The sequence below is a fragment of the Microcoleus sp. Aus8_D2 genome, assembly GCF_036702665.1.
Lineage (GTDB): Bacteria > Cyanobacteriota > Cyanobacteriia > Cyanobacteriales > Microcoleaceae > Microcoleus.
The window spans coordinates 79,196-91,558 of the sequence record NZ_JAUBUN010000032.1 but is presented as its reverse complement, the minus strand read 5'-3'; the positions used below and the strand labels follow the sequence as shown (position 1 = coordinate 91,558).

The 12,363-nt window shown below is 46.3% G+C and carries 10 protein-coding genes; 1 reads left to right on the top strand and 9 read right to left on the bottom strand.

Annotated features, from left to right (window positions below; genetic code table 11):
• Positions 1–108 precede the first annotated feature (108 nt).
• From QUB64_RS22825 to QUB64_RS22805, 5 genes are all read right to left on the bottom strand, one after another.
• On the bottom strand, positions 109–735 hold the full coding sequence (locus tag QUB64_RS22825) for a hypothetical protein (RefSeq protein ID WP_333278167.1): 627 nt from the start codon (positions 733–735) through the stop codon (positions 109–111).
• Positions 736–1,010: 275 nt separating this feature from the next.
• Positions 1,011–1,316 carry a hypothetical protein gene (locus QUB64_RS22820; RefSeq protein ID WP_333278165.1) on the bottom strand — a complete coding sequence of 102 codons (306 nt, stop codon included), beginning with the start codon at positions 1,314–1,316 and terminating at the stop codon, positions 1,011–1,013.
• Between the two features lie 377 nt (positions 1,317–1,693).
• Entirely contained in the window at positions 1,694–2,986 is a 1,293-nt protein-coding gene (locus QUB64_RS22815; protein WP_333278163.1) for an ArnT family glycosyltransferase, read from the bottom strand.
• A 56-nt stretch (positions 2,987–3,042) separates the two neighbouring features.
• Positions 3,043–3,291 carry a hypothetical protein gene (locus QUB64_RS22810; protein ID WP_333278161.1) on the bottom strand — a complete coding sequence of 83 codons (249 nt, stop codon included), beginning with the start codon at positions 3,289–3,291 and terminating at the stop codon, positions 3,043–3,045.
• Positions 3,292–3,359: 68 nt separating this feature from the next.
• Positions 3,360–4,232 (bottom strand): alpha/beta fold hydrolase, encoded by an 873-nt coding sequence (locus tag QUB64_RS22805; protein WP_333278159.1) that lies wholly within the window; start codon positions 4,230–4,232, stop codon positions 3,360–3,362.
• Positions 4,233–4,553: 321 nt separating this feature from the next.
• On the opposite strand from QUB64_RS22805, the gene QUB64_RS22800 reads away from it, so the two are divergent.
• Entirely contained in the window at positions 4,554–5,048 is a 495-nt protein-coding gene (locus QUB64_RS22800; protein ID WP_333278156.1) for a GAF domain-containing protein, read from the top strand.
• Positions 5,049–5,123: 75 nt separating this feature from the next.
• Here QUB64_RS22800 and uvrA read toward each other — a convergent pair whose 3' ends face one another.
• The 4 genes from uvrA to QUB64_RS22780 all read right to left on the bottom strand — a co-directional run bounded on the left by uvrA (position 5,124) and on the right by QUB64_RS22780 (position 11,876).
• Positions 5,124–8,090, bottom strand: a complete 2,967-nt coding sequence (gene uvrA, locus QUB64_RS22795; RefSeq protein WP_333278154.1) for an excinuclease ABC subunit UvrA — start codon at positions 8,088–8,090, stop codon at positions 5,124–5,126.
• A 185-nt stretch (positions 8,091–8,275) separates the two neighbouring features.
• Entirely contained in the window at positions 8,276–8,719 is a 444-nt protein-coding gene (locus QUB64_RS22790; protein ID WP_333278152.1) for a retroviral-like aspartic protease family protein, read from the bottom strand.
• Positions 8,720–9,205: 486 nt separating this feature from the next.
• The gene (locus tag QUB64_RS22785; RefSeq protein WP_333278150.1) at positions 9,206–11,071 is read right to left on the bottom strand and encodes a serine hydrolase; all 1,866 of its coding nucleotides are present in this window, start codon (positions 11,069–11,071) and stop codon (positions 9,206–9,208) included.
• Between the two features lie 70 nt (positions 11,072–11,141).
• On the bottom strand, positions 11,142–11,876 hold the full coding sequence (locus tag QUB64_RS22780; RefSeq protein WP_333278148.1) for a calcium-binding protein: 735 nt from the start codon (positions 11,874–11,876) through the stop codon (positions 11,142–11,144).
• Positions 11,877–12,363 lie beyond the last annotated feature (487 nt).

Here is a 12,363-nt window from a genome sequence, read left to right as displayed (position 1 = left end):
AATTTCGACAGTTATCAATTTTTTATTTGTTGAAGTAGATGGAATCCCCGTCCGTTTTACGGCGGGGTGGATGTCAAACGCTACCAATTTACCCAGAGGATTTGACATTCAATTCGGGCGATCGAACTTGATGAGAATAGCACTGTTCCCCGGCACCAAAAAAGTCGCACTACCACCCTTGAGCGTCAAGCTGCTAACAACCTCATCCATTAACCTCAAACTAAACTCCCACACCGTCCCATTACCAGCTTCGATCAAAGCCGAAATATCGGCACGAACAGTATAAGATTTTGCTCGGTCGTTGACAGCCAGCAAGTAAACATTCTTACTGGAATCGAGAGTTGCAACTGCCATCAAATCGGAACTGTTAGCGATCGGAAAAAAGCTAGCTCTACCGCCCTGCAACGCCCGAATTCCCATCCGCAAAGCATAGTAGCTCGCGCGCCGTTTTCCTCCATCCCCCAGCAAACCGAACGCCAGTCCCGGCTTTCCCCAGTCGTACAAACAGAATATGTGACTGCCGTAAATATAATTATCCCCCGGTTGGGAACCTCGGATCAAATTTTTAATCAAACTTAAAGCTAAAGATAAATCGCCGTAGCTAATCTCGTAACTTCCCCATTCTCCCACCCAAACCTGCGAGTTAGCGCGGACAGTACCGTTCATCCAGCAGCGCACTTTGCGGGTGTAGTTAGAAATATCTGCATCGTAGTTGTGGACATTGACGGTATTCAAATAATTCGGTATTTCCTGCAAAGCACTAGCCGGCCAATTGCTGCCACGGTTTTCGGGCCGTGGATGCGGTAAGTGCGATCGGGCAAATAAGTTTTATAAACAAAGTCTATCGCATCTTTTGCCACCTTAACCAACTCAAAATAGTCAGTCCTAGTCCCGCCCCAACCCTAATCGCGATTATCCGATTCGTTGTGAATTTCCCAATCATCAACGCGGTAATCATTGCGAACATTCAGCCAATAAACCGTAGCAAAAACCTGTTCCCACCACTCGTTTCAATCTTCTCCTGTGCGCGGCGGATTCAGTTGCAGATCCCCACTCGGATGCCAGCCATTATCAACATTCCGAGTACTCACAACCGGGCGAATATTTGCTTGTTTGAGACTATTAAAAATAGTTTTGGCATTACCTTGCCAAACTGTGCCTGGTTCTCCCGACCACCAATAATCGCTACCCTGGGGCGGATCAGTCATAATCCGATCCCAGTGCGCCCCATTAATTATATTTAGATTTGTCTGAATTTGGGATATTTTCGACCAGCCGTATTTACCATCATCATCTTCAGATTCCCATGGAGACATACCCCCGTAAATGCGGTATGTATTAATTACGGTGTTGCTTAATCAGGGGCTGAAAAAAATAAGTTAAAAATCAATAACCTTTGTGGATACTGGTTTCTATGACTTGCATATTTAGCTTTTCATACTGTAAATCAGCAACGCCTTAATTCCCTAATCTTGCAAATCTTTGATGTCGAAATTGATATTGCCCTAGACTGCACCGATGTAGCCAGCGATCTCACCTGCAGCATTGCCGGAAATTTTAATTGTTTCGATGTTTTGATAAAAAATTGCCCTGGCGCTTTACAATTCAAGACTGAGGGCGATGAAAATTGCGATCGTAAAAATCCGAATTATAGTTTTGGATAACACTGGGTTACTGACAAACTGCCTAATACCTACTGACTAATTAACTTCAACCGACGCTGAAGTTTCCCCGCCGCCGTAGCAATTACGATCGCCAAAATCGGGTGCAGTGGCTCGCTGTAGCGAACTTCTGCATAAGTGAGTGCATGAATCAAAGTAAAATAGCCGCAGACTGCCAGCAGTGGCAAAAACTCCCGCCAGCGCTCCCGCAAAACTATCATGCTCAAAGCAGCAATTATAGGCAAAATTCGCACCGCCAAAATACAGACAATCTGTTGTAGCGAAAAGAATCGCCGCATTACACCCACATTAAACATAGCATGATCGGGCCAGTCGCTTACAGGGTTTCCCAACCAGAAAAAAACTGCCTTTTGCAAACAATACCAGAGATAGACAGCAGGCTCGCGGAGGATTGAAGCGATCGCCCGTTTGGTAAAATAGCGATCGCCCTCAATTGTAAAAGCATTGTGTCCCCCATTCCGAGCCGGATTGAGTTCTTCCTCCCAAATCTGAACCATATGGCGTTTTGGTAGTTTTTCATAAGCCAAATGATAAAACTCTGGACTTCCTTGCCACAGTGCACCCACAGAAACACTGTAAATCAAAAAAGTCTTGTGAGTTCGATAATTGTGGTAAGTCCAAGGTGCAGTAATGATGATAATTGCGCCCAAATAAGCAACAAACAAAGCAATCTTGCGCTTAAAATGCCATTCGCGCGGCATCAATAGTGGCACAATTGCTGGAAGCAACATCGCTGTCGGCCGACAAAGATTCGTAATTGCCAACAGCGCACCTGCTAATGAAAAACTTTGCCACTGCGGCTGTTCCAATGCCCACAGCAAACCCAGCACGGTTAAAAGTATTAAAGGCGTGTATAAAATCTCTGTTTGCAGGCGCCTGACATGAAAAATGAGGGAGGGATCTATCGCCATTAATCCAGCCGCTACTAAGGAACTCTGAGCACCAGTAAAACGCCGTGCCAGGATAAAAGTTAGCGGTATGATTGTCGCCCCCAAAAAAGCTTGTACGTAAACTACAGATGCGGGAGAGCGACCAAAAATTGCATAGCATCCAGCCACAAAAAAGGGATAAACTGGCGTCCGGCCTGGTCTTTCAAAAAAATAACCGTTCAGCAGATCGTATGCGAAACGTTCATAGCCCGGTTCGTCGCCCGTCAGACGGGCGGGGGTATCGGGTAGAGTTTGGTTGGTGCGCCACGCCACATAAAGGCGTAATGCCAGTCCCAGCAGCGTCAGACAAATCAGCGCCAAGACAATTATGCGGTGATTTCTTTGCGGCTGGATTTCTGATATGTCTGGTGTCATAAAAACTGACTGCGAAAATTGGATTGGTTCCCTCTCAATTTTTTAGGTTGGGAATGTCAAAAATTATATCGTTTCAGATACATTTTTTTCGAGAATTGATATTTTTCACGCAATGTCCGACCATTCCAGCGGACGATCGCATTTTGAGAATCTTGGGTGCAAGTAGATCTTTGGGCAAACCCATGCTGCAAGCTTTCCGTCTCGCAAAAGCTAACGCGCTCCGGGCGATTGTTCCCCACTCCTATCAGACGCCACAGAGTTGAGTAGAGAGTTGACAGCGGTTCTTGAGAGTCAAGAGTTGACACAAAGTTATTGATAATATTTTCCTCTAATTGATATTCAAATGCGATCGCCCGCTCGCCCGCAACACAAATTAAATGAACTTGCGTGCTAAAAAATCTCTCATGTAGCGATTCACTAACTGCGGCTGTTCCTGGTTCACCCAGTGGCTGCAATTGGGAATGTACTGAATCTGAAAGTCCCGCACGTAATCTGCGGTGCCGTAGGTTAACTCTTTGCCGAGAGCCCTATCATTTTCGCCCCAAATCATCAGCGTCGGAACTTCCAGGACATCCCAATTCGGGCGATCGAGAAATCCGCGAGCAATATTCCGGTAATAATTGATAGTAGCAGTCAGAGCACCCGGTTTGGCAGCCGCATCTTTGTAAGCTTGGATATCGGAGGGGGTAAAGCTGCTTTTGTCAACTGCCATGCCTTGCAAAGCGCGATCGATCGCCCGATAGTCGCCCAACTTAATTAAAAATTCCGGCAAAAATGGCAACTGAAACAAAAAGATGTACCAACTTTTCAGCAATTGTTGGGGAGTGCGCAACCCTTCAGCAAACTTTGCCGGATGCGGTATATTCATCACAATTAATTTATCCACCATCTCAGGATAAGCATAAGCAAAACTCCAGGCGATCGCACCTCCCCAGTCGTGGGCAACTAAGACGCAGCTTTTGTATCCAAAGCCTTGAATAATTCCCTTGATATCTTGTACAAATTCTGCCATCACATAAGCAGATTTATCCTTGGGTTTGTCGCTGTTATTGTAACCCCTGAGATCCACAGCAACAACTTTATAATCTGATGCAAATTCCGGGATTTGATGGCGCCAAGAATACCAAAACTCAGGAAATCCGTGCAGCATCAGCATCAGCGGCCCAGAGCCTTGAGTCACATAGTGGAGTTTGATGCCGTTTGTAGCGATAAATTCGTGTGTCCAAGCAGCTTCTAGCACAGACATATTTGATGTTTCCTCTAGCTACAGAGATATCCTAGCAGTTATACCATTTGAGATTGGAGATTGAAGACTTGGGAATGACCGCTCGCCTGTGGTTCTTCCTGTGTGGAACAGGCCAGAGGCTTGTGGTTCTTCTCGAAATGATTGCTATCTCAGTCAAAATATTAGTATAATGTTACTCGCGTCCCGACAACTGTCAAGCCCAAAATCACTCATTTCAGATCGGGCGATCACCGAGAACCGCCAGAATTTAAGGATTTGTGAGGGAGCAAGTTAAATAATTCAGAGCTTGCCAGTACACTAAGAATTGAAGGAGTTAATACCATGTCTGGCGATCGCCTGCAACACATTGTTAACCGATTGACAGATCGTCTCAAGCGCGACGTATTAATTGAAAAATCCCTCTACGACATTCGAGAAGTGTTGCAGAGCGATCGCGCGGTGCTGTATTATTTTTACAGGCAGTGGCACGGTAGAGTGACTTGCGAGATGCTAAGTGCGATCGAACTCTCAATCTTAGGTTCCACTGGCCCAGACGAGTGTTTTAACGACGAATACGCTGCTTTGTACCAAGCCGGCAGAGTCAGAGCAATTTCAGATATTGAAACAGAACCAATTCATCAATGTCACCGAGAGTTTCTGCGCAGCCTGAAGGTTCGCGCGAATTTAGCCGTGCCAATTTTAACGAAAAAAGGACTGTGGGGGCTGTTAATTGCTCATCAATGCAGGGGGCCCCGTACTTGGTTGCGATCGGACATTGAATTCATGCAAAAACAAGCACAAAATATGGCAATGTCTCCCACTATTCAAGATAGTTAATCGTTAAAAGTTTGATCGTTCGGAATGCGAGTCCTCTGATTTTGATGCGGACTCGCATTCCTCACTACGAACCAGTTAACTCACAGCTACAGCCTCCCCCAAAGGATGCTGCTCTAAAACAGCCTTCAAATACTTCCCAGTATAAGAACGAGGATTTGCCGCCACCTCCTCCGGCGTCCCCGCCACAATAATTTCGCCGCCCTTATCTCCCCCTTCCGGGCCCAAATCGATCGCCCAATCGCAGCACCGAATCACATCCAAATTGTGTTCGATCACCAAAATTGAATTCCCCTTATCCACCAATCTTTGCAGCACGTTTAACAAATGGTGAACGTCATAAAACGACAAACCAGTCGTGGGTTCATCAATCAAATACAACGTCTTCCCAGTAGCGCGCCGCGACAGTTCCGTTGCTAGCTTCACCCGCTGCGCTTCGCCCCCAGAAAGCGTCGGCGCCGGCTGTCCCAACTGAATGTAACCCAATCCCACATCAACCAAAGTTTCCAATCTGACGCCCGCCCTGGGAATATTTTTAAACATCTCCCAAGCTTCCTCGACAGTCATGTTCAAAACATCAGAAATCGACTTGCCTTTATACTTCACTTGCAGCGTTTCCCTGTTGTACCGCGCACCCTTACAAACCTCGCACTGCACGTAAACATCCGGCAGAAAATTCATCGAAATCACGTTCACCCCTTGGCCACCGCAAGCTTCGCACCTTCCCCCTTTCACGTTAAAAGAAAACTGCCCCGCTTTGTAACCTCTTGCCTTCGCTTCAATGGTTTCGCAAAATAAATCCCGAATCACATCAAAGACTCCCGTGTAAGTAGCAGGATTAGAACGCGGAGTGCGGCCGATGGGAGATTGATCGATGACAATTACCTTATCAACCACATCCTCAAGAGAGCGTTCGCCCTTGGTTTTTAGGGCTTCCATATCCGTCGGAAAAGGAACTTTTTTGGTGAGATAGTGTTGCAGTGACGGGTACAGCAATTCATTGATTAAAGTTGATTTACCAGAACCGGAAACCCCTGTCACGCAGACGAGTTTTCCCAGCGGAAATTCCACATCAACATTTTTTAAATTGTTGCGCGTCGCATTTTTGATCGAGAGAGCTTTGCCGTTGCCTTTTCTCCTTTCGTTAGGAGTTTCAATTACTCGTTTTCCCGACAAATAAGCACCAGTCAAGGATTCTTCGGCCGCCAGCAAGTTTTCCAAGCTTCCTTGCGAGATAATCTTGCCGCCGTGAACGCCGGCGCCGGGGCCGATATCCACAATGTGGTCTGCCGCGCGCATGGTTTCTTCATCGTGTTCTACCACAATCAAAGTATTGCCTAAATCGCGCAACTTTGTTAAGGTTTGCAGCAGCCTAAAATTGTCTCTTTGGTGCAGTCCGATGCTGGGTTCGTCCAAAACGTAGAGGACGCCGGTCAAACCAGAACCGATTTGAGTGGCGAGGCGAATTCGCTGGGCTTCTCCGCCGGAAAGTGTCATGGCTGCGCGGTCTAATGTCAGGTAATCCAATCCGACATCGAGCAAAAATTGGAGTCTTGCTTTGATTTCTCTCAGGGCTAAATCGGATATTTGAAATTGCCGATCGCTCAATCCCAAATTATTGACTCGTTCCCGACAGTCGCGAATCGAAATCCCCGTCAAATCCACAATTCCGTACTGTCCCAGCCGTACCGACAGCGCCTCTGGCTTCAACCGCTTACCCTGACACACGTCGCAAGAGCGATCGACTCGATACTGTTCCAGCTTCTGTTTGATCAAATCAGAACCAGTATCGTCGTACTGGCGCTGCAACATGGAAATTACACCTTTAAAATCTCTCCTCAAATCGGTGGCGTTGCTATCTCGCTTCTTACTTTCTGCGGTTTGTTTTGACTCATTTCCATACAAAATCACTCGCTGGTGTTCGGGCCTCAAGCGGAACCAAGGAGTGTCGATCGCAAATCCGCAAGCATCAGCAACACTGCACAGCAAAGAGAGATAATAAGAATTGTCTTTGTCTGACCAAGGGGCGATCGCACAATAAAGAGGCGCTTTCTCATCGGGAATCACCAACTCCGGCGCAAAAGTCCGCAAACTCCCCAAACCGTGGCAGTTTGGACAAGCGCCGTAGGGCGAATTAAACGAAAATAAGCGGGGCGAAAGTTCTTCCATCACCGCGCCGTGTTCGGGACAAGCAAAATTTTCCGAAAATACGATCGGCCCATTGGCTGGTTCAGAATTTTCGTCAGCCGGTAACTCTTCTACGATCGCAATTCCCTCAGAATGCCGCAAACAAGTCGAGAGAGAATCCACTAAACGTTCTTCTAAACCGGGTTTTTTAACTAACCTGTCAACAACTATCTCGATATTGTGCGTATGATTTTTATCTAATTCGATATTTTCCGACAGTTCTAAAATTTCTCCGTTAACTTTCACCCGAATAAATCCTTCGGAAGCTAAACTCGACAATAATTTGCGGTGAGTGCCTTTTTTTCCGCGCACAACTGGCGCCAGAAGGTGAAAGCGAGTACCGTCTGGAAGTGCCATAACTCGATCGCACATTTCATCAATTGTCTGCGGCGCAATGCAGCGATCGCAAATCGGACAGTGCGGTTCGCCAGCTCTGCCGTAGAGCAATCTAAGATAATCGTAAATTTCTGTAACAGTGCCGACAGTCGATCGCGGGTTGTGAGAAGTTGACTTTTGGTCGATCGAAATAGCCGGACTCAACCCCTCGATTGCATCCACATCCGGCTTATCCAACTGTCCCAAAAACTGGCGCGCGTAGGCGCTGAGAGACTCCACGTAGCGGCGCTGTCCCTCGGCAAAAATTGTATCGAAAGCCAGGGAAGACTTACCAGAACCGGAGACACCAGTAAACACGATCAGTCGATCGCGCGGCAGTTCCAGATCGATATTCTTAAGGTTGTGCTGTCTCGCACCGCGAATCCGAATTGTATTTTGGCTGTTGGAGTTAGAACTCGTCACCTGATGCCCGTTGTGGGATGCACTTGGCTGGCTGTGTGAGGTTTTGGCGCGTTGGGACATGAGAGTAGTGCAAAACAGTGCTTAACCATCTTAGCGCTGCCTTTGGAATAGCTGGCATCCAAACTCAAGAATATCAAAGAATCTTAAACAGTTGACAGTTGACAGTTGAGGGTTCAGTTTTAATGCCCGCTGCTGTTTGCACAGTAGACTGCATAATGTTTACTTCCCCGACCTTGAGATTAACATCAAAGAATTGTCAAATAAGTTTCCGTCGGCCCGTCAGGCAAAACCTTCAAACTTTGATTTTTCAAATCTACTTCAATTCCCAGCGCTTCCATCGGAATCACGCCTAAAAGCGGAGTTTTTCCCTCTGGCAATTCCAAACACTCAAACGTCCCTTCGCGGCCGCACAGAGAAATTTTAGCATCTTGAAAAATCCTTGCCTCGCTAATGCCAGTTGCGGTCTCAACAACTACTTGCTTAAGGATTCTCAAACCTAGTCTAGCAATGACATCTTTTGGCAAACACAAAGTTGTCGCGCCCGTATCCACTAAAACATTTTCTAGAGTAACAGACCTGATTTGCTCTATTGGAATCATGCCTCGTTCGGCATCAGCCTGATCTATCAGATTTTGAATCGCTAGCGTTGTTGTAACTTTTCCCATGAGGCTTTCGCTAGTTGACTGCATAATTATTCTCACCTGAAAAATTGCTCTTTTAATTTTAGCATACACTGCTCAATTTAAACCTGAGATAAAATAGATAAAAAATGGGAGTTTCTCAATTTTTCCAAGCATTTCTTGGGGTGCCGTCCCGCTCTGTTGCCTGTATTTATATTATTAAACAGTTATCTATCGGCAAATACAATATAAAAACTGGTTTGTAGTGAGGACTTTAGTCCTATGATTTTGCGGACTAAAGTCCTCACTACAAACCGTTCTCAAGAGCATTCTCTGCGGTTAATCAAAGAATATTTGTAGCCGCCGTTAAAGTGTAGAGTCCCAAAGGCCCACCTAACAGCGCAATAACTTTTATTTTGCAACAGCACTCGGTGCAACCCATTGGTGTCAACTTAAGGTCAAAGGTAGTCACAGACTGCTGTTTGACCATGAGGTCTCGATCCCCCCTAGCCCCCCTTCTTAAGGGGGGGACAGGATTCTTCTCTTTCGTCCCCCTTAAGAAGGGGGATTTAGGGGGATCGGGCCTCGGCTATAAACGAGATTTTTCAATGGTTTTAGTCTTAAGTTGACACCAATGGGTGCAACCATATTCCAATTTACCCGAGAAACACCGTACAAAATAAAATTATTCAAAAGTCCGTAAGCATCCCCACAATTGTAACCTTTAGCATTAACACATTTCTGATCCGCCCTCTGATTCACCGCCACAAAAATATCTACTCCATCCGGCAACACGCCCGCATACATCTTCAAATTTGCAAAATCATCAAGGATGCGACCTTTATCGTCCACAGGCGGCAATTTCCACTCTTTCGGATTATTATTTCCCCCTAACTGAATTGCCCAAGCCTCAGTACCATCAAGCGCTCCGTTGTGAGCGGTATATCGATTCCAAACATTATTGCGCTTTTCCCCGATGCGCGGATTATTTTCATAACCGCCCACCCAATATTGTGACATAAATTGCAGAAAAACTCCCGCTTCCGCAGCTAGCGAACCAGTGCCGGGACTCAAATCTGTGCTTCTGCGGGCAAAAGGAACTTGGCTTAAATTCCAAGACCAATTTATCGTCCCCGGCTTCGGAGTTATCCAGCTAGAGAAGTCGCAAAAGCTCCCCTTCCAAATGCAGTGCGGTCGCTTCAAATCCCATCCCTTCCCATAGTAAGTTTGCCCGTTCCAGTGACGTTTTTCCGGTTCGCGATCGCCAAAATCTTCTACTCCTTGGCTCATGAAAATTCCCTTTGTAGCCGTAGTAGGAATTCCCAACTCGGTTTTGAAGAAAACCTCCAAAGCAGAGCCTTGATGAGTTTCTAGTTTACCCGTTTTAGCAGCATATCTGCCGGAAGCTACCAACTGCTGCAAAATAATCGTAGGAAATGCCGGACTGGTATTGGAATAATGATATAGACCGAGAGGATACTGAAGGCATCGCCCAGCCAAAACCATCAGAGTTTCTTCTAAAGTAGCACTAGGCAAAAAATAGCCTGCGTTAGCAGAGATGCCGAGTTGATTTTTAGCGGAACTGACAGATTTGTTCCCCCATTCATTGACAAGTAGCTGTTCTTGGGATTTAAAATCGGCTGGGGTTTTCAGATTGCGCAGCACTGGCAAATTTGCGGTGATATCTTCACTGTATCTGGGCGCGCTCCGCTGAAGTCCCGATCGATGGGATAATAAATGTCCGAGGGTGACGTTTTGCCACTGTTTGTCTGCAAATCCCTTGTTGAGATTGGCACAGTTTTTGTCTTTCACGGCAACTGGAAATTTGACTTTTCCCGAAAATACGGCGTGCAAGTTTTGCGGAATAATCGCTACTGGATATTGTTTGTTCAAACCAGGAATTAGCGGCGGATAATGCTCTGGATCGAACAATTTCATCCCTTCAATTTGGTCGTCAGTCAGTTCTAAATTTGTGCGATCGCGCGCCGTCTGTTTGAGCGCCCAGCGCACCATGGCAAAGGTAACAGGCTTGCTGATACTGCCCATCCGCATGGGGGTATCTGCGGGTACGATCGCACTTAGAGGAGCCTGCGTGTCGTCACCGCAAGCCGGATTTGAGTTAAAGGTCGATCGGCCTTTCATGCGCCCCAAGCCCCAAACACCCACGGGCTTACCTTTGACAGAAACACCGAGGACAGCAGCACCGACGCAGCGGTAGCGCATAAATTCGGTTAGGGATTGCAAAATCGGCTGGAGTTGCGCGTCGCCACTACCGCTAACGGGGATGGTTTCTTCCGCTAAAGCTATGTTGTTGTTGGACTCGGAAAGCTTTCCCAAAATTCCTAATAAGCTAGCTGCAATTAAGGTCAAAGTTGTGTAGAAAAGTCGGTTGACTTTGTGTTGGCTTTCGGCAAGTTTCATGATAAAAAACTCCTGTTTAAAAATATAGGGCGGAACTCAGTTGCCCGCCCTTTGGTCGCGAAAGTTAAGACTATTGAGGGATGGGAGGCGCGGACAAAAATACTTGATTCTGGTTAACATTAGTTAAGTTTTTGTCGCGCACAACCCCAATCAAATTGTCCTTGTAGAAGATACCAGTATCTTGAACATTGTTGCCGTTCCAATCGCCAGCTTTCAAGGAATAGCCGTCTGCTAGATTGCCTTTAATTTGGATTTTATCAGTACCTAACGTAAAATCCGTAATCGTAGCATAGCCAGTGCCGAGATAGTAAACATTATCAACATTGCCGAGTACAAATGTGTCCGCACCCGTGCCGCCGGCGAGAGAATCGGATTCAGTACCACCGCCGATACCGTTACCAGCACCCGAAAAATTAGCACCGTCAAGATAATCGTTACCGTCGCCGCCGATCAGATAATCTTTGCCGCTTCCTCCGAATAAATAATCGTTATGAAGGCCGCCAGACAGTGTATCTTTGCCACCACCTCCATACAGGAAATCCTCGCCAGCTTCGCCGTATAATTTATCATTACCGGCGCCGCCATCTAGCTTATCGCCACCGAAGCCACCGTAGAGGATGTCATCTCCGCCGCGACCTGACAAGATATCATCGCCTTTATAGCCGTAGATTGTATCATTTGAAATCTGAATTTGCCCTTGACCGTCGATTGTCCAATCATCTCCTACTAGGGATTTGTGGAGTTTACCGTCGCCGTTAACAGTGTTGTTGTCGTTGAAGTCAGTGCCTTTGATAACTGATGACATTTTGGTTGATCCTTGTAGTTTTAAAATTAGTGCAAGGGTGAGAACGACTCAACTAACTTGCTTGATGTATTTAGTTTCTCCCCTAGTAAAGCAACCGACAATGGGAATTAAATCAGGTAATTTAAATGATTAAAAAATTGTGTTTGGCAAAAATTAATAGGAATAAATCAGGAAGTTAAATATTAGAATTGGGAAAAGTCAGGTTGCATTGGTGTCATGTCCGGTGGATTCACTGCGATAAGTCAGGTTTGTAGTAAGGACTTTAGTCCTTGAAAGATGCGGACTTAAGTCCGTACTACGAACCGTTTTTGTTATGGTAATCGACCGGACATGATATAACATCAACAATTGCGTTAAACCCGCCTAGGACTTACGCACGGGTGGTCAGAAACCGGGTTTTTTGCGAAAATCCTGCGCTGCTATCCGCAGATAATGTTAATTGGGGATTTTCCGTGGGGCAGGGCGGGTTTATTTAACCTGTCTGCTA